Source organism: Arcticibacterium sp. SM2516 (assembly GCF_057914865.1).
The window spans coordinates 3,154,747-3,179,137 of sequence record NZ_CP195290.1 but is presented as its reverse complement, the minus strand read 5'-3'; the positions used below and the strand labels follow the sequence as shown (position 1 = coordinate 3,179,137).

Sequence of the window (24,391 nt, the reverse complement as noted above, 5' to 3'; positions counted from 1 at the left end):
TGTCGATGTTAATTCGGACTTTGAATGAACCCAAAAACAGTGTTTTGACAGATAAGAGAATTATGGAAAGCTTGCAGACTGTAGGTGTTTTGAACATGGTTTTTATCGACAATAACGTCGATGATTTCTTAAAATCAACTAAAGAAAGCCTACCATATTAGTTTGCATCTGTGACTGTGACTGAACTACCTTTAGAATTAGTCTGAAAAGAAATGCTTATCATAGGCATAAGTTGAATTTGCGAAAGTTAACTTATTTGTGAATATTTTTTAGTTTATTTTATGCCAATCTGTTCCTGTTGCCACTACATGTATCACTTCGTTAGGAGCTATAGTATTTATGGATGAAATTATTCCAGTGATGACTGGCATGTTTAGGGTCAAATTTCCAGCACCATGATTCACAATTAACAGTTCACGTCCTAGGTTGCCGGGAAGCGGTAAATTAAAAGAACTGGCAGTAGTGCCCGTATAAATAAGCTTGTAATTATCGTCGTTATCTGTAATGGTGATATCTGAACTAAAAATTTTTGTAGATGAATTGACGGCTCCAGTGATTCTGAGATTTCCGTTGACGTAGAGTTTATCTTCTGAAATGGTCTCTAAATTACTTATGGGAACATTAATGCCCACTATATTTTTATCAAAATCTCCGCCAATGAGCGGCGTATTACTATCTGTGTTTTCAATGTATAATTTATCATTTGTGGCTTCTGAATAACCCGCCTTATAACCAATATAGACACCTCTTTGAGTAGGATTTAGGTGAGCGGTTTGATAGCCTATGGCTACCGAACTATAAGAGGCATTGAGCCCGGATTGGTAACCAATAAGGACCGAAAAGCTGGAACCTAGTTTACCCGCTTGGTACCCAATTCCTACAGCAGACTGGGTTGGCTCTTGTAGGGCCTGAGTACCAATACCCACATTGAATTTATTGAGGCAAAAAAAGTTTTTCATGGCCTCGTGACCAATGGCAATATTGTCATCGTTGTTTACACCCTGTCCGCTTATGGGGTGATGTGAATAGAGAGCGTTTGTGCCGATTGCAATGTTTCTGTCGGAATAGACACTCCAATAGTTAGCCCCTTTACCTATGGCTATATTGTTAATGGCGTCTTGACCATTTTTCATAGATTCTATGCCTATCACGACATTGCCATTAGAAGTATTTGGGAATGCGGTGTTGATATCGTTCAACATGGCATCCTTACCTAATATTAAATTGTCAGTATTGTTAGAGAAGTTATTGTTGGAAATATGCGTAGAATTAATACTGCTTGGTAATATCGTGACGGAAGTGGTATTGTTTTGCAGGGTATTTACCTGAGCTTTTGAATGGTTACAAAAGCTAGAAAATGCTATCGTAAGAAGAAGTATGATTTTTTTCATAATCTAAGGATGTTGTTTTTAATGAGATACTAGTAAACATTGTTTTTGTAAACTCTTGTAATTTTTTCCTTTTTCTCCATGTTTTTAAACTTAAGGAAGCTACAGTTTTTTGCTGATTATTGACTTTTAAGTAATTAGATTTTTACATTAGCTTGTAGAAACTAACCATTTCTAAAATAAACCGCTTAAAAAATTGACAGACTCAGAAATTGTAAAAAGTATAAAAAAAGGAGGAAGTGCTGAAAATGACGCTATTTCAAGGCTTTATGAGCAGAATAAGGGCGAAATGGTCAGGTTTCTGAATACCTGTAAAAATCAAGAAAGTGCTAAAGAACCAGAAGATATCATTTGGGAAGGGATGGAGGCATTGGTAAATAATATCAAAAATGGAAAATATCAAATACAAGAAGGCATTTACCTGAGGAGCTACTTGAAGTCGATCTTGAAAAACTTATGGTTTAAACATTTAAGCTCTGAAAAGGCAAGAGTTGCAAGGCAACATGTTTATTTTGAAAACCATGACGAAGTCGAAATTGATGTTTCTGAAATCATAGCAGAGAAAGAAGTTTGGGATAAGTACCTCGCTATTTTTGAAAATGTTGGAAAAAATTGCAAAAGGATATTACAAATGGTGTATGGTCTCGGATATGGTATTAAAGAGCTAGCTCAGAAGCTTATTAATGAAGGTCTTTATGAAAACGAACAAGTTGTTAGGAATGCGAAAAGCAAGTGTTTGAAAAAAGTTTCTGAGACGCTCACCAAGTAATCAATAATAAATGGATTTAGAATTAATAGAAGATTATATCTTAAACAGACTTAGTGCTGAGGAGGAGAGGACTGTTCAAGAAAGAATTAAAAATGAATCGGAATTTGCGAAGGCGTATGCTCAACAAAAACTGCTTTCGGAGACGGTCGTAAGATTTAATTCAAGAGAAAATATTAAAGCCATTCATGAGCAGAAAATGCAAGAATGGGGCTCCCACGCTGGTGGCAGGGTTATTGCCTTTAGACCCAAACGCCAGACTTTTAAGGTTTTATACAGATTTGCAGGAGCTGCTGTGGCGGCATGTTTAGTAGCAGTCCTTTATTTAGGGAATGCAGATTTTTATCTGCCAGATGTCACAGCTTTAATAGAAAGAGGAAACACTGACACGAATAATAGTGGGAATCAGGTTTATCAGGATTATATACTAGCTCAGGGTATGTTGGCGGAAGGGAAATACACAGAAGCCGCTGAAACTTTTGAAGTTTTAAAGAATAATGAAGGTTTAAGAGCCTATTATCAAGATGCCGCTCGTTGGTTTGAGGTGGTAGCTGTTTCAGGAATTGATGAAAAGAAGGCATCTCTACTTTTGGATGATTTAGAATCCCAAGAAGATTTCAAATATCCACTTTCCTTGATGGAGCGATTGAAAATGAAAGTGAGGTTATGGTTTTAGCTATTTTCTAAGTCTCCAGAGTCCTATAGATAGGACTAGTAAAAGAAGAAAACTACCAATTGTCCACCATTTGTATAGTTCCCAAAATGAGCGTTCTAAAGGCTCATTATTTCCAATTAGAATAAAATTTGCCCAGTAGTACGGATGGTCAAACTCTTGACCAATATCCGATGCTCTAAAATCTAATTTGGCTTGTCTAAGTGCAGCAGCTTTATTCCATCCTTTTTTTAAATAGTGGTGCAGTCTCTCTGCAAGCCAAGCGGTGCTCTGGTCATTTGCTTTCCAAAGGGTGGTTATCACAGAAGGGCATCCGGCATAGGCAAAACCTCTTGCTAAAGACATTAAACCTTCACCTTGCTGTAACTTTCCACCACCTGCTTCACAGGCGGATAAGACTACTAACTGCGTGTTTTTAAGTGATAAATTATAAAGTTCTTCTGTGTATAGTTTATAGTCGGAGCTATCGGGATAAAAAGCTATAAAAGATTTAGCTGGGTCAGTGTCGTCCATTTGAGCATGTGTTGCGAAATGGATTATCCCGTGTTTTTGGTAGTCTTCTAGAAAATGTTTTTTTGTGGCGGTCTTGTTTTGATATATAGTTCCTGAAATTTTTTCAACTTCAAGTTTTGAGAATGGAAGGTGACCCAGTCCTTTACCTCTGAAGGTGCTTGTACTCCAGTTTTGATTGGCATATGGGGCAATGGCCAAAATGGATGCGGCTTTTTCTATTGGGCGAGTATATTGACTATTCTTCCAAATAGTGGCGGAATAATCATAGGAAATAGCATACTTTTCTAAAATACTTTGCTTAGGAGAATCTTCTAGTATGTCGAAGGCAAGCTTATTTAGATCGCCATCTCTGATGATAATTAGCTCCCTAATGTTTCCAAGAGATTGTTCTAGCGGCTTTAATAATAGATCGTAAAGCTTTTGAGCATGCAGGCTACCTGTGTATATTCCGAGACCAGGTTGGTTGTAAACCTGGGAAAGCAAAGGCTCAAGTTCTTTATTGACTTCTGACTTAGAGACACTAAAAGTTTTTATTTTAGTCTGTTTTCCAAAACCTATAATTAAATATTCCTCTACTAAATCGGCTATTTCAATCAAGTATTCCGTAGGTCTTAATACTTCCTGATAAGAACTGAACTGCACACTTTCGCTTTGGCTTTTCTTTTTCCTATTAAGTTGATTTAGGATATGGCTTTGTTTTAATTTTAGATCGTTCTGCTTCTTTAAAAGTATGCTATCATTTGGTGAAATAACTAAAGCTAATTTGTTTTTTTGGAGCTGACTAATTAATTCTTTCTCTTTGAGTGCCAGCTCCGTAAAATCTTTCTTAATCGTCAATTTTTCATGGTTATCTTGTAGAATACCTCCTTTATAGGAATCTGCCAAAGTGAAGAGGACCCTAGGGTTTCCATTCTTTTTTAAAATCCTTAAGCCGTTTAATAAATATGGGTTGCTTAGCTGGTTTAGGTATGCTTTGCTTTGGTCATAGGGTAAGTATTCGCGAGCGAGCTTAGCAAGGACAGAAATAGCAAGATAGATGTCTTCCGTATTCTTGTTTTGAACTAAAGCATTTTCTGCTTTATGATAAAGCAGCTTAAGGGCTAGAATGTAGTCAAGGGTTTGTTCCGGGCTTTTAGCGTTATATCTAACTAATGCTAAAGCCTTATCAATACTTTTTCCGGCTTCGTTTAGGTTTCCTTCTTTTGTGTAAATAACAGAAAGCAGCTCGTTGGCTTTGGCTTTTTCTATAATGAAGGCAGTTTCATTTAAAATTTTTGATAAAGTGTTTTTGGCAATGTTTAATTGATTCTCTTCAATTTCTAAATGAGCTTTTTGAAGTAAGAATCGAAGGTATACTTCTTTTGAAATGCTTTCTTTTCCCTTATAGTGAGTATCAGTAAAAAGAAGGTTAGCTTTGTTTATGTGCAATTTGGCCTCTTCAAACTTATTTTCTCTACTATTTAAGATTGACAAGGCTGTATGAATGTCGGCTTTGTCAGATTGATAATGAGCGTACTTTAGAGCTTCGCTATAAAGTTCTTTAGCCAGTTGGTAGTTATCTGTTGTATTGTGAAAATTAGCTTCATTTCTTAAACCTTTTACCAGAAAGTTCTTGGTCTCATAGACCTTAGAGAATTCAGTGGCCTTTTTAAAGTAAACTTTTGCGTTTTCCAGGTCACCTATTTGATGATAGAATGAAGCTTGATTGCTAAAGTTGGCATAGTGGTATAAGAATAAGTTAGGGTTTTTTATTAAATCAGGATTTGCGAATAGGAGGGAGTCTATAGAGAAAAAGACTTGGCTTGATTTATAAAGTAAACCGGCTTTATGGTACAAGAAGGCAAGTGATTGGAATAGCTTTATTTTTGAACTATCGCAATCTGCCTTGCTGTTATTCTGAATTCCTTTGTAAAGGATGTTTTCGGCCAGTTGGTAAGCTCCTAAATCAACCAACAAGGCACCTTGGTAAAGCAACGCTTCTGAAGCCCCACAATAGTTTTTTTCTTTTAAAAAACCGCTATAAGCTTCGCGATACTTTGCCATGGCCGCAAGCGTATCTGCTGTATTATTAGCATAAATACGATAACCCTCTTTTAGGAGGGTATTTGGACTCGGCGTTTTTTGTGCAAACGCCGAGTAACCAATTAAGTTTAATAAAATAATTATAAATCGCATTATTATGGTCCAGGGACTATCATATTAGGAGGCCCAGCTGTTCCGGGGTCCTGAATACCACCTCCAAAACAAGGTTTGTCGTCAAGGTGGTCGTTAATATTGTCAAAATAGTATTTTGCTCTTTGGTCAGGATCTTCAGGAAGTTTTTCAGAAGAGCGTTTAATAATTAAGGCAGTTCGGTAGGTTGTATTATCGCCTTCAAGTTGATAGTAAATGTAATTTAAACTACCTAATGGGGTATCTTCAGATTCAGATAAAACAATGGCCCCTTCGCTATCTAAAATTAGGTTTTTGTCATTTGTCCATACTTTTTGAATGTTGTTTTTGTTTAAAGTTGGTTTAACTAGCTCTCTTAAATTATACACTTTGCTCGGTAAGCCTTCATAAAACAATCCTTCGCTATAATTTTCTATGACTTTAGGCATTACAAACTTTATAAAAGATTTGTCGTCAGTTTTACCTTGTTCTGCTTCTACAGTTCCTTTTGGAGTGACTTCATAGACACTTGGCTCTATGGTTTTGTATGTGTCTTTATCAAAGCTAAAATCATTGTAAATCGTTGTGTTACTTTCTTTTATGTCTTTGTAAATAAGACAGCACTCCATCGTTTTATAACGATCAGGTAGACCGTCTTTGTAAGTATAGTAGGTCTCATAACCATCGGAGTCTTTTATGATGATGGTATTTATTTTGTTATTATAATTGCAGCCAAACTTTTCAATACCACAAATAGATAAGCCGGCATTAGGTATGTAATTGGATGTTGAATTATCACATATTTGCCTACAATTTTCACTATCATAGCTAACATTTGCCCAAGTTACTTGTGCAAATGAAAAGGTAGTGTTCTCGGGCATAACACACTTTTTCTTACACATAAGCAATGAAACGGAAAGTGTAAGAAGTAAAATGGCGTTTAAGATTACTTTTCTCATTTTGAAATTTTGGTTTGTTATGCGTTAATACTTTTGGGGCAGGGTTTTGTAACCATTGGACTTTGTAAATTATAAAGAAAGCAGAAAAAAGGTAAAGCTTTTGTTCATTAGTTGGTAATTACTAGGACTATCCTATTCACACGCTTCGGGAGGAGTACTATAATGAAATTCTACATGGTGAAAGGCTCCTGGGTTTGACGTATTATTGACATGAACTCTGTATTTCCCATCTAGCAGTAAATTACTTCCTGAGATAATAAAACTGTGAGGAAAAGAGGCAATGGCTAAATTTTGAGTAAGAACATTTTGCCAAGTTGAACCGTCATAGTATTCGAGGTTATATACCCAGTTTGCAACACCAGTACCAGCATTATTAGATTCCATTTTTATTAAAATGCCAGAACCCACCGTAAATGGAGCATTTATATTTATTAGCACAGGGTAAGAGTTAGTTTGACCATAATAATAGAATGCGTAATAAATTTCCTTTAGGCAAGAGTAAGACTTCTCTCCGCAAGTTTCAATGGTTTTGATTCTCCAGGTGTAAGTTTGATTGATGTTAAAAGTATTGCTAGCCAAACTATTATTACTATAAGAAAAGGTGGTGTTTGGGAATGATTGATAATCTATCCACGGACCATTGTTTGTAGAATATTGAAGTATAAACTGTGAAACTATAGACGGTCTCGGGTGAAACCAATTAAATAAAACTGTTTGAGAGCTTCCATTGAAGCTCATAATTGCGTTTACTAAACCCGGTTTATATATAGATTCTGTTTTGATTTTTTGCCACTCGCATCCGTCATAAACCACAAGTGAATTTACGGTACAATTAAAAGCGGTGGAGCCTTCTCTTAATCCATCACTCGGAGTAAGTGAATTCATAGTAAAATCACTTATTACTGGAAAATTAACTATTTCTGGAAGTATAATGCCACTTAATGTTTCACAGCTTATACAGTTTCCTGTTAAATGAATGGTAGAGGTGTAAATACCCGTAGGGTCAATATGTCCATAGCTGAAACACCAAGAATCCCATTTCTCCCAAGTGGTGTCACATGGAGGCTCAGGGTCGGCGTTAGTGCCAACAGACCTATAGAAAACAATGTAATTACCATAAATGTCTCGAGCTTCAATATTCCACTGTCCATTTCTTCTCATGATATATGCTTCTATGTTTGAGGAATATCCGGGCATACTGATAGTAGCCGTGTAAATGGAAGTGCCTGCATCATAAAGTTCATAGGGACTATAAATGGGAGTGGGGCCGATACAAAGATATTCGTCCAAAGAGGCATTATAGGACAAAGGATTATAAGTGACATTTAGGTATGTCTCACTGGCACCAGAAATGGTGACCTGTGCAAAACTGCAAATAGAAACAAATAGGAGTAGGATAGTTTTTTTCATGTTCTAATTAGTATTTATTTTGATTATTTAGAGAATTCAAAATCTACATTGTTTAAGTCTAACTATTTTCAGAAAATCGTTTCCAACCTCTTCTTGAGAACTTTAACTTTTTGCCATCTTCTAGCTTGACTTCCATATCATTCTGTAGTTCGGCGAATTGCATGTTTACCACATGCTTTCTGCTAATTCTAACAAAGTTACCATGCTCGCTTAAGCAAGTCATTACTTTTTGCATAGTGGTCGAAAGTACATAGTACTTTCCGTTGGCGGTATAAACGTTGGTGTAATTTACATCAGCTTCTAAGTGTGTGATATTGTTTGGTAGCAGGAAAGTCCGGGCTCCTAGCATTACAACTTCATTTTGGATTTCTTGGTTGGTTTTCATTGGATTTTTCATGTTTTATAAATACATATCCTAAACCATAGTTTTTTTGTAACGTGTTCGTATGAAATATTTCAAAATTCTTCAGGAATGAGTTTGATAAACTGAGCCCCAAAGCAGTAATTCCTTAACAAAATATTGATTAGCATTAATAAAAAACAAAGCGGCATATCTTTCGATTTGTCGCTTTGTTATAAATAAAAATAAGCTAATGTTTAGTTATGAATGACATACCATTTAGTGCCATTTGAGATTAACTGAGTGCTTGAGGTGGGGACTACCGCATACGTTGTTGTTTGAATTGTAGCGTCAATCTGTATGCCACTAGGAACTGTTGAAATATTGATGTTTTGTGTGTTATAATTTAAAATATGGTATATCCTACCAGAACAGGTGGTGGGGTCTGGCAAAGTCATAGTTCTAGTCACTGTACCTGTCACTATTACATATCTATGAATTTGATTTAAAGCTAGATCTGAAGAAGTAGTGGTCACGGAATGGGCATTTGACCCTGTCATATGAACTGATGAGCTTGGAGAACTATTGTTAATCCCAACTTTATTAAATCCAGTTGAATTCATTGAAAGGAATTGAGCACCTGATGTGTTAACATTTAGTCCATCCGCTATCTGTGAAATTTTATACCCATTGTCAAACGTTATATTTGCATTTTCAGGTAAAATGACATCCTCTTTAGAACCTTGAACCATTATCCACTCATTGCCGTCGTGGAGCATAAGTTTTCCTTGTTCACAATCATAAGTCATCATGCCTTTATGTGTAGGACTGATGCTGTTTATGCCCTGATTTGGAATAGTTGGCAGTTGGATGTATTGAGAAGCAGCTAGAAAAGAAGTATTGCAAGATGTGGTGTCAAAACAAATTCCGGTAATGGCTAACGTTTCAAAATTGCCAGATGGCATCTCTGGAGTTATAGGAACGGGGTTATATGGGTCTGTTTCGTAAACCGGGTCAGTGTATTTTTCCCAATCCGCAAGACACGGTGGGTCAATGGAATTTGAAAAAGTATTCCATCTGTAAGCAATTTGAGAGCCATAATACCCACCTCCAGCATTCCAGTCATTTGCGATATACCAATAATTGTTTGATCTAAAAATATAGTGAAAGGAGTATATTACATTTGAGTTACTTTTAGCATATACGTTAGTACCTGGGTCTTTTCCACTAAAAAAAAGAGGGTTTGTTTGTGACAAATTATAGACTCCATTATACTGATAAGAATAACCACTAGGCGAAGCCCCACTTAAGGTGATAGACTGTGCCATGCAGGTGATAGACAAAGAGAGAAATAGTAATAGTAGTATAGTTTTTTTCATTTGATATAGTTTTAAATGTATGAGAGACTTCATTTATACTATATCCGGATGGTTTGTGTTTTTGTAACCTGTTCGGCATAGTTTTTAAAAACAAAAAAATCCCCATTTCTGGGGATTTAAGGCTTATATAGTTTGTTGATTTTTTTTCTTAGAATTCTAAAACTAAGGAAGTGTTACTTTTAATTTCTAGCGATTGACCTAAGGTCATGGTTTCTTGGCTCAGTACATTTTTAACACTGGTATTTTCTGGTAATAACTCCCTGAATCTGTTCAAATCTAGCGTTTGGTTATTTTTATTTTTATTTAATATCACCATTACTTTTCCAGCATCACTATGACGGAAATACACGTAAACGCCATTTTCTGGACCGAAGTGGGTGAGTTTTCCTTTATGGAGAACGGGGTTTGTTTTTCTGTATTTTAAGAGTTTTTGAAGAAGCGTTTGAGCTTCTTTTTGTTGGATTGAAAGACCCTCAGAAGTGAAAGCATTACTACTCATGGCCCTAAAACCACCTGGGAAGTTTCCTCTAATTTCTCCATGAGAATCAGAGTTTGGATTTGTCATTAGTATTTCTGTACCGTAATAAAACTGCGGAATTCCTCGCATGGTCGCCATTAATACCATCGCCATTTTAAAGTGGTCGTAGTTTTCATGTAGCTGTGTATAAATACGACTCATGTCATGGTTATCTGTGAATATCAAAATACTAGATGCATCTGCATAAAGAAAATCATTTGAAATAGAATGATATACCTTGTTGAAATCTCCATTCCATTGGACCGGTTCGTTCAGTCCACTTACCAAGGCATCTTGAAGTGGGAAGTCCATAGGTGTAGGTACGTAAGACTGGTAACCATTGGCGTTTACTTTCCCCTTTTGCCAATAGGAAGTTATGGCAGGATTAGTGCTCCATTCTTCTGAAGTGATATTGAAGTTTGGATATTCGTCCATGATTCTTTTGCTCCATCTGCTAGAGAAATCTTGGTCGGAGTAAGGATAGGTGTCTACCCTCAAGCCATCTAAATCTGCCATTTCTATCCACCAAAGGCTGTTCTGAATCAGGTAGTTGGCTAAAAATGGATTTTTTTGATTCATATCCGGCATAGTTTCTACAAACCAACCATCGGCCATCACTTGTGTATCTGCTGCTGAGGCATGAATATCTCTCAGCGTCTCTCTTCGGTGATTGGTGCTTTTAAATTGCCCGCCATTGTTTATCCAGTCGCTTGCTGGAAGGTCGTTCATCCACCAGTGCTTGCTGCCACAGTGGTTAAGTACCACATCTTTAATGAGCTTCACCCCCAGTTTTTTGCCTTCGGCAGAAAGTTGATAATAATCTTGGTTGGTGCCAAATCTTGGGTCAATCTTATAGAAATCTGTAATGGCGTAGCCATGGTAGCTAGCCTCATCCATGTTGTTTTCTTCTAAAGGCATGGGCCAAATAGCCGTAAAACCCATGTCTGCGATATAATCTATATGTTCTGTGATACCTTGAATATCTCCACCATGTCTACCAAATTCTTTAGTAGGAGCGGCTTTGTCTGGGTAACCACTGATGTTATCGTTTGCTGGATTTCCATTTGCAAAACGATCTGGTGTAATCAAATAAATAGCATCTGAGCTATTAAAGCCTTGTCTTAAAGCCGAGTTTTCTTTTCGCTGTTTAAGTTCAAATTCATATACCTCGCTTTCTGAACCGTTTCTAAAAGTGATGTTGACTTTTCCTGGTGTTGCTTTTTTTGAAACCAAGAGGTCTATGAAAAGGTAATTTGAATTGTCTGTTTTATGAACAGCTTGAATTTTAACACCCTTGTATTTTAGGCTAGGTGAATAACTAGAGATGTTTGTGCCATGAACCAGAAGTTGAACCATAGGTTCTTGCATGCCAACCCACCAGTTTTGGGGCTCCACCCGTTCTATTTTTTGAGCAAAAACGCTGACTTGAATGAGTAGTAAGAGAATAAGAGTTTTTTTCATTTTCGTTTTAAGGTTTTTTAGGTTTGTTAATTCTGAATGCCGTAGTCATGTGTCATGAATTCCACCGCTGGCAGTATGTTTCCGTTGAAATCGAAAAGGGCATTGTTTTCCCATGATGAGCCGGTGCCCCAGAGGTCTCTCATGTTTGAGCTTATCCAGTCTGGTGCCCAGTATATAATTCCCTTGCCACCGCCTGCCATGATGGCGGCGGTTAGGTCTTTTAAATATTCGTATTGGCCTGTTTTACTTATCTTATAATTGGTAAATTGTTCTTTGCCAGAAAAGATGTTTCCATAAGAATCGGAGTTGTCGCTGGTCCATGGGTAGGCCGTTTCCACCACCATAACTTCTTTGTTGTATTTGGCTTTAAGCTTTGCAATTTCCGTGGTAAGATCAGTCATGCTTGTTAATGAGGCGTAGGGGAAATAATGCGAAACGCCTATAATGTCAAAGTCTTTCAAGTTTTCTTGGTTTACCAATCCATTGACCCACCAGTCGGCGTGCTGAAACTGTGCTATATGAAGAATGACTTTCGTTTTTATAGTTTGCGTTTTAGAGAAATCTCTTACTGCGGTAATACCACTTTTTAAAAGCTCTGCAAAATTTTGGAAATCGTTGTTTTCAATTTTGCCGTATGGAAAAAGTAGCCCTTGATTACATTCATTTCCTATTTGAATATATTCAGGTATAAGGTTTTGATTTGCCAGATGATTTAAAATGGTGGAGGTATATTGGTAAACAGAATCTTTTAGAACTTCAAAAGATAGATTTTTCCATTTTTCTGATGTGACTTGTTTATCTGGATCCGCCCAAACGTCTGAATAGTGGAGGTCTAATAATACCTGCAAGCCATTCGATTTGGCCTTTAAAATACTTTTGGTTACGTCAGTAAGATTGCCACTGATGTGACCATTATTAAGGTCTTTTTGCCAAGTTTCTGGACTATGCCAAAGTCTTATTCTAATAAGATTGGCACCGTTAGTTTTAAAGATTTTAAAGGGGTCTTCTACCTTGTTTGCTAGTTTAAAGATTCCACCTTTTTCTAGTATGGTGTTGGAGTAGGAGAGGTCTGCACCCATAATAAATTCATCTGGGGCATAAAAAACAGGTTCAGAAGTTTTTGAGATTTTCGGAATATTATTTTCCTTTCCGCAAGATAATATCCCGAGGAAAATGAATAGGAAAACAAAATTTAAGCTATCTGAAAAATTCAAAAGGATTTTAGTTAAAGGGTTAAAAAAAAGAATGGGGTGAAGCACCCCATTCTTTAGAGCCGTTTATCTGCGACTATTATTCAACTATTCTTATTTTGCTGTAATCACGTACTTAGGACTTGCAGGGTCAGAAAGGTCTACCTCTATATCGTATTTTCCTGCATTTACTGCAATGTTGTCGCCGTTTAATTCTAATGTACCATCTGCTCCAGTGTCACCGTAGTTTACAGCCCAATCGTTGTTCATTCTGAACTTGATTTCTCCTTTCACTAAGGTTACATTATAAGCCACCCAAACACCTTCTCTAGAGAAGTCAGGCTTAAGGCTTAAATCTGGACCATCCCAGCCGTTAGGAGCTGCACTACCAACAATACCAGGAACGGAAATAGGCTCTATGGTATATGTCAGTTCTTTTTGGTTGAAAGTAACCAAGTATGTACCGGCTGTAACCGCAATGTTATCACCATTTTCTTCCAGAACGCCATTCGCTCCAGTGTCACCGTAGTTTAAACCCCAGTCATTGTTTTTTCTGATTTTAATTTCACCATCCTTCAGCTTACCAATCACTCTCCATTGGTCTGATGTGGCGTCATAAGAAAATGCTAAGTCTGGACCATCCCATCCGTTTGGAGCTGCTGAACCTACAATTCCCCAAGATAGTTTTTCAATCTTGTAGCTAAGGTTATTGGCATTAAATGTAACGGAGTATGTTCCTGCTTCTACCGCAATATTGTCTCCACCTTCGTCTAAAATACCATCCTTACCTGTGTCACCATAATTTAGTGCCCAGTCGTTATTTTGTCTAATTTTAATTTCGCCTTTTTTCAGCGTTACATAAGCCACAAATACACCTGTTTCTGTGGTAGTATAGAATGGCATATCAGGACCATCCCAACCATTTGTTGCAGCAGAACCTACTATTCCCCATGGAGAGCTTAGGTCTAATTGATCTAAATACCCTAGTGCTCTTAATGACATAGCGTCAGATCTTTGAACCTGAGCATCACTTAAGATAGACTCTACGACTATTTCTAAACTAGCAGCTTCGGTTACTTCAAAACCCATGTTTTTCAATAAAGCATTCAGTTGTTTGTTAGTCCATGAACGACTAAGGTTGGCACCTGTGCTAAATACCTGTGCCTCAGAGAAGTTGGTACCTGCTTTGGCTACCAAGACTCTATATTGTGCACCAGCATTAAATCCAAAAGCGGGCTTTTCCCAAGAAACGGTTAAGGCCGTGCCCTCCGCATTATCTTTAGATAGTTCTAAAGACGAGCTGTTTAAGCTCACTATTGGCTTGGCAGCAGGATCTAAAACTGCTCTTATTTCCTCTTTTTCGCAAGAAGAAAATAGTACTATTATTCCTAAAAGAATATAGATTTTATTTACTAATTTTTTCATTCTGTTTTATTCTTTAAAGATTAATAACCAGCGTTTTGTTTCAGATTGGTGTTAGCCACTATATCCGAAGAAGCAATAGGGAAAATAGACATGTGTGTTCCTATATCTCTACCTTCTTTTACATTTCCTTTCCAAGCCCAGTTATAGCCTGTTGTGAATTTGCCAAAACGAATTAAATCTGTACGTCTGTGGGCTTCCCAGAATAATTCTCTTCCTCTTTCTGCTAATAAGAAGTCTAAAGAAAGGGCCGTTACTGGCGTAGCCTTGGCACGAGCTCTCAATTGATTAACAAGACTTAAAGCCAAAGATTGGTCACCACTGCCACCTCGTGTTACCGCTTCTGCATACATTAGGTAAGCATCAGAAAGTCTGTAAACACCGAAGTCTGTATCTGTATGTGATAGGTTTTTTCCTGGTACGCCTGCAGAGGTTAAGTTTGACCATTTCTTTACGGCGTAACCGTTGTCAAATGTTCCGACCTCATTAATTTCCAATTTCTGACCATCGCTATGAAGTAATCTTCTGCTGTCTGTGCCATTGTCAAATAAAGCTACAAACTCTTTTGTGGTACGGAATCCGCTCCATCCACCATCTACACCAAAATCTGCTGGGTTCATTGTTCCGCCAATAGAAGCATGAATGATGGTAGTAGTTCCTCCCCAAGTAGCGGTTTGGTTTCCATCATAATTGATGGTGAAAATCAATTCCTTTGACTTATCATTATCTGCCAAGAAATTGGCTTGATAGTTTGACTCTAAGCTATAACCAGCGTCAATAACTTTTTTCGCATAAACTGCTGCTTCAGTGTATTTGGCTGAGCCAATATAAACCTCTGCGTTTAAGTATAATTTAGCTAAAGTCATCCAAACTGCTCCTTGGTCTGCTCTACCGTATTCACCAGCTTTAGGGCCGGGAAGTTCACTTTCTAAAGCCTTTAATTCAGCTACTAAATAAGTGAAAAGGTCTGCTCTACTAATTTGCTTTGGTAAGAAAGAACCCACTGGATCGTTTTCTGTCACGAAAGGCACACTTCCAAACATATCTAAAGCATGGTAGTAAGCCAAGGCTCTTAAAAACTTTGCTTCAGAACGGTACAAAGGTATCTGCGTATCTCCAGATAAACCTCTGGCGGCCAATTTCTCTGGAGAAGACTCTCTGATAAATTCGTTTGCTACGGTTACTTGATATAATGCTCTACTGTAAAAATTAGAGGTCCATTGGTTAGATGCTGTCCAGGTAGAAGCATGTAAATCTGGTAAACCAGGGTCTCCCCAGCCTACGATGGCTTCGTCTGTTGTGAACTCTTGTAGGTACCAATATGCTCTCAAATAACTCTGTGAGCCTCCGTCTATACCTTTCAAATCTACATTACCGTCTTGTGGCTCAATTCCAGAAACTGCCAAACCTGCATAAAGCTTAGCCAGTACTTTTTTATAGTTATCTGCGTCTTGATAAACTAGGTCAGATACCTCTCCCACGAATGGTTTGGTGTCTAGGTCGCTGCATGCCGAAAGCATGATGGCAGCTATTGTTATGGTTAATAATTTTCTCATCGTATTCATTATTAGAAATTAAGATTAAGGTTCAAACTATAGCTACGAGGGCGTGGATAGATGTTTCTATCAAGGCCGTTTTGTACTTCTGGGTCAAGACCCGTATAGTTTGTGATGGTGAACACATTCTGAACTATGAAACCAAGGTTCGCCTGGATTTTGCTCGTTTTGAAAAGTGAGCTTAAGTCGTATCCTACGCTTAGGTTATCCATTTTAAGGAAAGAAGCGTTTTCTACGAAATAGTCAGAAAGTAAAATTTGGTCTCTTCTAGTAGAAGAATTAAAATCAGTTTCTTGAACAGATGAGTTCAAGTTGAAGATGAAATTACCAGCACCTGTCATAGAGTAATAGCTGCTAGAGCCGGACTTCACGTTATTGAAAACATAGTTTCCAAGGTTGCTACGCATGATAAAACCGAAATTCAGATTCTTATACTTCATATTAGAAGAGAAGCCTAAGAAATAATTTGGGTCTGGATTTTGGTAGTGGTAACGGTCTAACTCACTGATGACACCGTCCTCGTTTTGGTCTACAAAAACACCTTCCAAAGGATTGCCGTTTTCGTCATACACTTGCTGATATAAGAAGAAGGTTGACCTTGGGTATCCTGTAGAATGAATTTGACCGTAAGCACCTGTACCACCACTGATATCTCCAGTCAGTACGCCTAAGTAAGCGGCACTTTCGTTTCTAGTCAGAGCCGTAATTTTGTTCTTGTTATAAGTAGCATTAAAGTTTAAATCCCAGTTGAAGTTACTGTTTTGAATCGGTGTAAAGTTAATGGTTAATTCTACCCCTTTGTTTTCTAAAGAACCAATATTGGTCACCACTTTATTAGAGAAGTTGGTACCTGCTGGGGCATCAATCTCGTTGATTAAGTCTGTGGTCTTTTTAGAATAAACATCTATGCTACCAGAGATTTTAGCTTTACGAATACCGAAGTCTAAACCGATGTTTGAAGAAGTTGTTTCTTCCCATTTGATTTGAGCATCGTATGGGTTTGGACGAAGTACATCATAAAATGAATTGCCAAACTGATAAAGCAATCCCTGACCTGGTGTGTAGGCTGCTAAGTAAGGGAAATCGCCAGATTTAATATCTTGCTGTCCTGTAACTCCCCATCCTAATCGTAGTTTCATGTCTGAGAAAGTATCTCCCATGTTAAACTGCTCGTTAATTTTCCATGCCAACGCCGCAGAAGGGAAAATACCGTAACGGTTATCTGGAGCAAATCTTGACGTTCCGTCACGTCTTACCGTGAAAGTAGCCAAATAAGTGTTGTTATAACCATAGTTAATTCTACCAAACTGAGAGGCCAATCTGTATTCTGTTTTGAAGTAGTTTCTCTTAGGAACTACATCAGATTTACCGTAGTCGGTACCTGTTTCGTTTTCTCTGATGAAGTTCTGATATTCATAACCTCCCATCAGGTCTATTCTATGTTGGTCTATTTCTTTCACATAGTTTAGGAATGCTTGGAAAGTACCATTGTCTCTGTTTTGCTTGTAGAAAGCTGTAGAACCGCCATTATTGAATGAGTTAGCAGAAACTAAGTTACTCACCACATCCGTTCCGTCTGTTTTTGATTTGTCAAAACCAGCGTTGATAACGGCTTTTAATTCAGGTAAACCGTGGAAAGTATAATTCAAACTCACGTTACCAATGTATCTGTTTAGAATACCCACATTATCTCTTAAATTAAGCATCGCTAGCGGATTACTCGGTCCTAGAGCTTCAATGCCATTGCCGTTTGGGTCTAACCAGTTAAAGTACTCGCCAAATTCTGTGTTCGTAGCATAAACGGGCTGCGTAGGGTCAAATCCGATGGCTGTTCCAATAGCTCCTTCGTCTGCAAATTGAGATTTGCTGTTCGCTACTTTTAAATTCAAGTCCACAGTGATGTGGTCATCAAGAAAAGATGGAGAAAGACCAATAGAACCAGATGTCCTCTTCAAGTTAGAAGTCTGCAGTGTACCGTTTTGGTTTAAGAAACCTACAGAAGCTCTGTAAGGAATACCTTTTAAAGTACCTGTAAGGCTTAAGTTATTATCTTGGCTAAGAGCCGTTCTGTAAATGACGTCTTGCCAGTTTGTAGAAGACGTACCTAAAAGGCTTTGCTGAGAAGCAGTACCATGGGTGTTTACGGCGTCAATAAATTCACTTGGACTTAACACATCTACTTGGTTGATGTTGTTGGCCACAGAGAAACGGCTGTTAAAGTTAAATTTGGTGGCAGCACCTTTTTTACCTTTTTTGGTGGTAATGATGATAACACCATTGGCAGCTCTAGAGCCGTAAATAGCGGCTGCCGAAGCGTCTTTCAAAACATTGAAAGATTCGATATCGTTAGGGTTGATAAAACTCAATGGGTTGGCAGAACCAGAAACATCGTTATTGTCAATAGGTACACCGTCAATGACGATCAATGGGTCATTGCTGGCATTTAAAGAAGAGCCACCACGAATTCTGATGGTAGCACCAGAGCCAGGAGCTCCACCACCAGAGGTGATTTGCACACCGGCTAGTTTACCTGTGATTAACTGCTCTGCCGTGCTCACGTTACCTTTTACAAAATCATTTTCTGTAATGGAAGTGATAGAACCCGTTAAGTCTTTTTTACGCTGTGTACCATAACCTACTACCACTATTTCGTTAAGCGATTGGCTGTCGTTCGTTAAGGATATGTTTATCACCGACTGGTTTCCCACCAAAACTTCTTGGCTAGATTTACCTATGAAGCTGTAAACCAGGATAGGATTTTGAACGCCGTCTACAGAAATACTGTAGTTACCGTCCATATCTGTAGAGGTACCTGTGGTGCTTCCTTTTACCGTAATGGTAACGCCAGGTAAAGAAGATTTGTCTTCTTGGTCTGTTACTTTACCACTTACTCGGCTTTGAGCAAAAGCTTGACCAATACACATACTTAGAGCCATGGCCCATAGCAACCGCGATTTCCCAAGGAAGGCTTTCGTGGTGTCAGAATAGATTTGTTGCATTCTTTTTTTAGGTTTAAGTTTAAATTCTGGTTTTCGTATTTATTTTTTGTATTGTAAAATCCGCGATTAAGGTTGGTGGTAACGATGACTGAAAAACTGAAATACAGGCAGAGCCTCGTTACTATTAGCAGCGTCAAAAAACGTTGCGTTTTCCCAGTGAGAACCTTTTCCCCACTGAGTGTTACAAGCAGAGCTTATCCATGCCGACTCCCAGTATATCACACCAGAGCCTCCTCCTGCTATCACGCTGGAGGTAAGATCTACCATGAAACTGAGCTGACCTTCAGGGCTCACAGGGTAACCCTTGAGGTCGGCGTTTTCACCAAGTACGTTCTTTGCTTGGTCGTAATTTTTAGCAGAATACGGATACCCGGTTTCTACCACCATTACTTGTTTATTATAGGCTATCTTTAGGTAGGCGATAGTTTCTTGAAGTTGTTTAATGTCAAATTTAGACCAGTTGGGATAGTAGGATAAGCCTATCCAGTCAAAGTTGGTGAGTTTATGGGCAGCCGCATTTTCGAACCATACTTTGGCCTCGTCTGGCTGAGCCACATGAATAAGTGTCTGGATATTAGTTTGTTCTTTTTTATTAAAGTCTTGAACGGCTTTAAGTCCTTTATTAAATAATGCAGCATTTCTAGTCCAATTGGTCGGGCCGTTTTTTGCCGTTTCTTGCTCCATTAAAATCTCGCTGTTGGTCTCATTCCCTATCTGTACTATCTCGGGCAACAGTTTTGTTCTTTTTAATTCTGCTAAAACCGCATACGTATAGTTATAAACACTGTCTCCTAAAATTTCGGTATCAGTAATACCCGACCAAGCTTTAGGGATAATTTGGTGAGCGGGGTCTGCCCAGTTGTCTGAATAATGAAAATCAAGCAGTACCGCCATGTTGTTTTCCTTAGCTCTTGCCAAAGATTTCTTTACGTCTTCCAAACCACCGTATGTAGTCCAGTCTGGATGATGCCATAGCCTAAGTCTGGTGATATTGGCTCCTTCTTGAGCAAAAAGTTGATAAGGGTCTGCGGCTATACCGTTTTGATGAAATATGGCTCCGCAGTCTTCCACTTCGTTAACGTAAGACAAATCTGCCCCTAGATATAGCGGCTGATCCCGTTTCTGAGAAGCGGCGTTGCAGGCCATAAGAAATAAGGCTGCGGAAAGTACGAGTATGTAATTTTGGGTTCTATGCATTGGAAATCTACAATTTCACAATGCAAAAGTACCATTGACTTTAAGGCCAGTCGTGCCACTTTGCTTATTTTAATCCTAAAATTAGAATTGTATAAATTACTTATAGTTAAGATGTTGTAGGGTTCGTTTTATAATTCGGCACAAAGTTTGGGATTCTGCACCTTTGAATTATACTATTATTATGGGGGTTTTACGCAAATACTCATTTATCTCAGTTCAATTTTTTGACAAGTGAGATACGCTTCTATGGTTGGAGGGAATATTTCTATTCTTATTGGTTTAGATAATTTTTAAAAGGTCGCTAATTCTAAATACAGCTTTTTACTTTTTTGATAGAGACGGGCTAGGACGAAATATGGATCATTAGTTCTATAAAAATCTAATTTGATTTCAGTCATCGCAACCGCCAATATATATCAAGAAGATGCTTCCCTTTTCTGCTTCAAAAGTTGGTGATAATGTTACCGATTTACCACCAGTGAAAATGACATCACTTCCTGAAGTGATTTTGGTTTGCCCAGTTTCTTGGGTGTCAATGCTTTTTGAGGCCGTGTATTTTCCATTCGTTATATTTCCTAAAAGATGGAGTTTGTCTGGACACGGAGGTATTGGGTCACCTATTATTTGAATATCATCTATCCGAGCACTTCCTGTAGATATAATTGGGAGATTATTTACCGCGACATTTGACTTTAACAACCATCTGACCTGAACATTGGCTTGATTATTACATGATACTGGTAGGATTAAGCTCGATTTAATTCCACTTATCCAATCGGTTAATACTTTTACGGTGCTCATACTTGACCAAGAACCGGAATTGCCAATGCGATATTGAATCTCAAAATCGCTTGGTCCAACACCTGAGCCGCGTTGTTTTGAAGAAAAAATTAAGTTTTGGAAACCTGTTGTAGCAAAATTTATTTGATAATAATCTACATCAGCACCGTTATCCCAGTTTGGCGTACTTAGGCAATAGTCTCCAGCACCATTTGCACCTATTGCTGTAAAATCATAGATACCTACATATACTGGTTCTCGTCCGATTTGCTCACTTAGATTTATCGAAAGCCCTTGTGAAGCATTTCTGCTTTGTGTCTTAAAATCCCAAGCTACCACGGTTTGCTTCACTAATATCTGCGAAGAAGCGGTAAACCCTCCATCATTTGAAGTGGCAGTAATTGTAACAGTTCCGCCAGCTAAACCTAAAACATCTCCTCCAGAGACCGTGGCAATATTGTTATCGCTACTTGTCCATAGCATCGTTTTATCACTGGCATTTGCAGGTAAAATGGAGGCTATTAAGTGCTTCAGTTGTCCCATACCTATAGTATCAATACTTGGAGATATGCTAATTCCTGTTACGTGTACCATAGGTATAAGAGTATTTTCATAAGCTCCTAAATCTATTGAGCCACTGGTATTTCTTGGTTTGGACATGAAATCTTTTACGTATTCTTCTAAAACGGGGTATGCAAGAGCAGCGGTAGCCAGTGCCGTGCCCTGATTTACGGCGTTAGAAGTAGGCGAAAGACTAAAGTCTTGATTGGCAAAATCGTTGAATCCAGGTAGGTTTTGGCCATTGTCTCCATAAATATCATTGGTATGCGTTACCGTACCTGTATTTGAAGATTGATAATAGGTATAAAAATCTATGATGCCTGGGCTCAGCCAATTGTTGTTAAGATTTAAAGTGCCCGTGAGGTCTGTACTTAGTAAATTTAAGGTGGTCGGTGCAAAACCATTGGTTCCAAAAGTATTGTAAATAATATTATTTCGACAATCTATTTTCTCTACAATAGGAACATTTCCTACTTCACCTTTATCCGGTAAAAGAAACAATGCTGTATTGTATCGATTTTGACCTGGGGCTGATATTTTATCCCCTATGTTTATAACTGTATTGTTGTAAAAATATAATGTACCTTGTCTGTAGTTGGCATATATGCTTTGGTCGCCTCCATATCTTATAATGCGTGTAGCTCCTTGCTTTGGATTATAAATTACATTGCCATAGATGAAGGTCTCTTTGTATTTAGGCAATAGATCAAGATATCCTTCTCCACCCTGGGTTTCAGGAATTTGAATGGCGTGGCCCTCAGAAGCAATAATCCAATTATAACGAATGATGTTTCCTGCCGAACGATCTTTTAAACTCGCACCAGGGGCTCCCGACACCAAATGATCGTAAAAGTTATATTGATAAATTACATCTTCAGCTTCGATATATGAATTATGCAAATGGCCATCACCCACCTCGCCATTTTGAGTAAAGTAATTACTTTCAACCAAAATGTTTTTAGATAAAGCATGCGTTCCAAACTTTGAATTGATAAAAAGCCCCAAGCCACAATGATTGAAATTGCAGTTTTTTACAACCAAATTCTGGACTCTTTCGGCATAAATTCCACATGAAAAAACATCGTATGCTGTTTGAACGCCACCATCAACCGAAAATGTTTTGCTGCTATGAGCATTCCTGATTTCAAGCCCATCTATAACAATATCATGTGGAATAGGGCTGTATGCTCCTATACAAGAGCCGTTACCACCTATGCCTGGGCTGATAAAAATAAGGCCGTAAGGTTGAATCGAGGCGTAACACAACTGCCCAGAAATGGCTTTTGCTTGGTCGCCATCAATGATTGATTTTTCACCATTTGGCCCTGCAATTCCTATTATTTTGATAGGATTTTCCGCTGTACCACTGGTAGAAATCTGAAATTTTTCGTGATAGCCATTCACATCGTAATGAATATTAACCACATCGCCTGGCCCGAGCAAATTCCATGGCACATCGCTAAGTTTGGTTTTGGCGAAACTTGGACCCACATCATAGGTGGTTTGGGCATATGTACTTAAACCAAAGAAAAAGGAAAAAACAATCGCAATTACTCTTTTCATAAATGCCTATTGTTGATATATTTGACGCTCCAAGCGTTCAATTCTTGCTGTAATTTCTTGAATATCAAAGTCTCTATTTTCCAATTTTTCAACTCGCTCATTTAATGCTTTGATGGCTTCTACAAACATGGGTACATAATCGCCGTAGGAAGAAGACAGATAACCTGATTTGTTTTCATAGACTTTGGTAGGGAATATTTTTTGAAGGTCTTGAGCAATAAAACCGTATTGCATCCCTTGTTCTGGATTAGCAATCAACTCATAGTTTACGCCTTGCATCGCCACTATTTTGTTGAGCATTTCCTCGCTTTTTAGCGTTATAATATTCTCTTTTAAACGCCTGTCGGATGGTATTTGCCAATTACCTGAGCCAAGTGTTTTAAAAACCTCGCCTTGTACCTGAAAAGCCTCTGAACGAGTATTGAAATCATTAACTCCTGTATTAGACATATTACAGGCTATGCACACTTTGTTTGCGGCAAAATCTCCTCCTATGATAGGGACTAAGGCACCAAATTCCGATAACGCATTATCAATATAAAGTTTATTACTGCCGGTTTCATTAAAACCTGCAAAATGGCCGATAGCAACATTTCCGGAACCAGCAATATTTTGATATAAGGTACGAGGTCCAAGAGCAACATTGTTTGAACCAGTAGAATTTTTTTCTAACGCAGTATATCCAGCGGTTGTATTATTCTGCCCATCATTGGCATTTAATGCTCCACCTCCTAATGCTGCATTACCAGTTCCTATTTTACCATTAGTCATTACAGACATACCAACTGCAGTATTAGAACTTCCTGATACATTTTCACGCATAGCATTGTTACCAATTGCTAAATTATTTTCTCCAGATTTGTCTAAATATAACGCACTTGCACCCAAGGCAATGTTATTATCGTTAGTAGTATGATTTTGAAATGCACTAAAGCCAAAAGCTAGATTATTATCACTACTTTGATTGAGTGTCATCGAAAGGTCTCCAAATGAAGAATTGCCATTACCCGTTTTAATATTTGTCAAAGAACCGGCTCCAAAAGAGTCATTATAGCTACTAGAAGAACTATTGGACATGGCAGATTTTCCAAAAGCTGTATTGCTATTGCTGCTTATACCTGTACCTACTAAAGTAAAAAAACCAAGAGCTGTATTGTCATAGCCTTGTACATTGTGGGCAAGTGAAAAATAGCCAACTGAAGTATTGTTATTGCCATTAAAGTCATTTGGAAAGTTACTTGCTAAACCATTTAATGCTTGCCAACCAATAGCAGTATTATTAAGAACGCTAAAAGCTTCAGCGAGGGCATCTTCTCCCAAACCCGTATTGGTGCTTGAAAGCGTAAACATTTTGTCTGAAATACCTAAAGGCGTGATTTCAATACTTCTATTTATGCTTTTGTTGGAAAAAATTTGAGCAAAACAAGTGCTGCCCAAGTCCCGAAGAGGGAACATGATTATGAGAAATATGATAAGTTTTTTCATGTTTATGTTTGAATAATTTCGTTTTTTATATTGAGTTTAAAAAGCTAATTATAGCGTTTCTCGGGTTAAATGATTTTTCAC

At 38.0% G+C, this 24,391-nt stretch carries 16 protein-coding genes; 2 read left to right on the top strand and 14 right to left on the bottom strand.

Annotation, left to right across the window (positions count from 1 at the left end; genetic code table 11):
- Window positions 1–269: 269 nt before the first annotated feature.
- Window positions 270–1,391 carry a hypothetical protein gene (locus ACSBFT_RS13095; RefSeq protein ID WP_489600977.1) on the bottom strand — a complete coding sequence of 374 codons (1,122 nt, stop codon included), beginning with the start codon at window positions 1,389–1,391 and terminating at the stop codon, window positions 270–272.
- A 193-nt stretch (window positions 1,392–1,584) separates the two neighbouring features.
- Between ACSBFT_RS13095 and ACSBFT_RS13090 the strand changes: the two genes are divergently transcribed.
- On the top strand, window positions 1,585–2,157 hold the full coding sequence (locus ACSBFT_RS13090; protein WP_489600976.1) for an RNA polymerase sigma factor: 573 nt from the start codon (window positions 1,585–1,587) through the stop codon (window positions 2,155–2,157).
- Window positions 2,158–2,167: 10 nt separating this feature from the next.
- Entirely contained in the window at window positions 2,168–2,830 is a 663-nt protein-coding gene (locus tag ACSBFT_RS13085; protein WP_489600975.1) for a hypothetical protein, read from the top strand.
- Here the strand turns inward: ACSBFT_RS13085 and ACSBFT_RS13080 are convergent, their stop codons facing one another.
- The 13 genes from ACSBFT_RS13080 to ACSBFT_RS13020 form a co-directional block, all read right to left on the bottom strand.
- On the bottom strand, window positions 2,831–5,515 hold the full coding sequence (locus ACSBFT_RS13080; RefSeq protein WP_489600974.1) for a CHAT domain-containing protein: 2,685 nt from the start codon (window positions 5,513–5,515) through the stop codon (window positions 2,831–2,833). It abuts the gene before it with no gap.
- Window positions 5,516–5,517: 2 nt separating this feature from the next.
- Window positions 5,518–6,450 carry a hypothetical protein gene (locus ACSBFT_RS13075; protein WP_489600973.1) on the bottom strand — a complete coding sequence of 311 codons (933 nt, stop codon included), beginning with the start codon at window positions 6,448–6,450 and terminating at the stop codon, window positions 5,518–5,520.
- Between the two features lie 132 nt (window positions 6,451–6,582).
- A complete protein-coding gene (locus ACSBFT_RS13070) occupies window positions 6,583–7,860 on the bottom strand; it encodes a hypothetical protein (RefSeq protein WP_489600972.1) in 1,278 nt (425 codons plus the stop codon).
- A gap of 58 nt (window positions 7,861–7,918) precedes the next feature.
- On the bottom strand, window positions 7,919–8,245 hold the full coding sequence (locus tag ACSBFT_RS13065) for a LytTR family DNA-binding domain-containing protein (protein WP_489600971.1): 327 nt from the start codon (window positions 8,243–8,245) through the stop codon (window positions 7,919–7,921).
- 212 nt (window positions 8,246–8,457) lie between these two features.
- Window positions 8,458–9,579 carry a hypothetical protein gene (locus ACSBFT_RS13060; RefSeq protein WP_489600970.1) on the bottom strand — a complete coding sequence of 374 codons (1,122 nt, stop codon included), beginning with the start codon at window positions 9,577–9,579 and terminating at the stop codon, window positions 8,458–8,460.
- A 148-nt stretch (window positions 9,580–9,727) separates the two neighbouring features.
- Window positions 9,728–11,557: a glycoside hydrolase family 13 protein gene (locus ACSBFT_RS13055; protein ID WP_489600969.1), complete on the bottom strand. Its 1,830-nt coding sequence runs from the start codon at window positions 11,555–11,557 to the stop codon at window positions 9,728–9,730.
- 26 nt (window positions 11,558–11,583) lie between these two features.
- Entirely contained in the window at window positions 11,584–12,771 is a 1,188-nt protein-coding gene (locus ACSBFT_RS13050; protein ID WP_489600968.1) for a glycoside hydrolase family 53 protein, read from the bottom strand.
- A gap of 90 nt (window positions 12,772–12,861) precedes the next feature.
- A complete protein-coding gene (locus tag ACSBFT_RS13045) occupies window positions 12,862–14,172 on the bottom strand; it encodes a SusE domain-containing protein (RefSeq protein WP_489600967.1) in 1,311 nt (436 codons plus the stop codon).
- Between the two features lie 20 nt (window positions 14,173–14,192).
- Window positions 14,193–15,725, bottom strand: coding sequence for a RagB/SusD family nutrient uptake outer membrane protein (locus ACSBFT_RS13040; RefSeq protein WP_463046736.1), 1,533 nt, complete (start codon window positions 15,723–15,725; stop codon window positions 14,193–14,195).
- A gap of 11 nt (window positions 15,726–15,736) precedes the next feature.
- On the bottom strand, window positions 15,737–18,724 hold the full coding sequence (locus tag ACSBFT_RS13035) for a SusC/RagA family TonB-linked outer membrane protein (RefSeq protein ID WP_463046735.1): 2,988 nt from the start codon (window positions 18,722–18,724) through the stop codon (window positions 15,737–15,739).
- 66 nt (window positions 18,725–18,790) lie between these two features.
- Window positions 18,791–19,921, bottom strand: coding sequence for a glycoside hydrolase family 53 protein (locus ACSBFT_RS13030; RefSeq protein WP_489600966.1), 1,131 nt, complete (start codon window positions 19,919–19,921; stop codon window positions 18,791–18,793).
- A gap of 390 nt (window positions 19,922–20,311) precedes the next feature.
- Window positions 20,312–22,825 (bottom strand): Ig-like domain-containing protein, encoded by a 2,514-nt coding sequence (locus ACSBFT_RS13025; protein WP_489600965.1) that lies wholly within the window; start codon window positions 22,823–22,825, stop codon window positions 20,312–20,314.
- 6 nt (window positions 22,826–22,831) lie between these two features.
- Entirely contained in the window at window positions 22,832–24,310 is a 1,479-nt protein-coding gene (locus ACSBFT_RS13020; RefSeq protein WP_489600964.1) for a tail fiber domain-containing protein, read from the bottom strand.
- Window positions 24,311–24,391 lie beyond the last annotated feature (81 nt).

Coding starts and splice junctions, on each gene's coding strand:
- ACSBFT_RS13045 (WP_489600967.1), bottom strand. CDS start 14,172: ATGAAAAAATTAGTAAATAAAATCTATATTCTTTTAGGAATAATAGTA.
- ACSBFT_RS13065 (WP_489600971.1), bottom strand. CDS start 8,245: ATGAAAACCAACCAAGAAATCCAAAATGAAGTTGTAATGCTAGGAGCC.
- ACSBFT_RS13040 (WP_463046736.1), bottom strand. CDS start 15,725: ATGAGAAAATTATTAACCATAACAATAGCTGCCATCATGCTTTCGGCA.
- ACSBFT_RS13085 (WP_489600975.1), top strand. CDS start 2,168: ATGGATTTAGAATTAATAGAAGATTATATCTTAAACAGACTTAGTGCT.
- ACSBFT_RS13030 (WP_489600966.1), bottom strand. CDS start 19,921: ATGCATAGAACCCAAAATTACATACTCGTACTTTCCGCAGCCTTATTT.
- ACSBFT_RS13095 (WP_489600977.1), bottom strand. CDS start 1,391: ATGAAAAAAATCATACTTCTTCTTACGATAGCATTTTCTAGCTTTTGT.
- ACSBFT_RS13020 (WP_489600964.1), bottom strand. CDS start 24,310: ATGAAAAAACTTATCATATTTCTCATAATCATGTTCCCTCTTCGGGAC.
- ACSBFT_RS13055 (WP_489600969.1), bottom strand. CDS start 11,557: ATGAAAAAAACTCTTATTCTCTTACTACTCATTCAAGTCAGCGTTTTT.
- ACSBFT_RS13060 (WP_489600970.1), bottom strand. CDS start 9,579: ATGAAAAAAACTATACTACTATTACTATTTCTCTCTTTGTCTATCACC.
- ACSBFT_RS13080 (WP_489600974.1), bottom strand. CDS start 5,515: ATGCGATTTATAATTATTTTATTAAACTTAATTGGTTACTCGGCGTTT.
- ACSBFT_RS13025 (WP_489600965.1), bottom strand. CDS start 22,825: ATGAAAAGAGTAATTGCGATTGTTTTTTCCTTTTTCTTTGGTTTAAGT.
- ACSBFT_RS13070 (WP_489600972.1), bottom strand. CDS start 7,860: ATGAAAAAAACTATCCTACTCCTATTTGTTTCTATTTGCAGTTTTGCA.
- ACSBFT_RS13075 (WP_489600973.1), bottom strand. CDS start 6,450: ATGAGAAAAGTAATCTTAAACGCCATTTTACTTCTTACACTTTCCGTT.
- ACSBFT_RS13035 (WP_463046735.1), bottom strand. CDS start 18,724: ATGCAACAAATCTATTCTGACACCACGAAAGCCTTCCTTGGGAAATCG.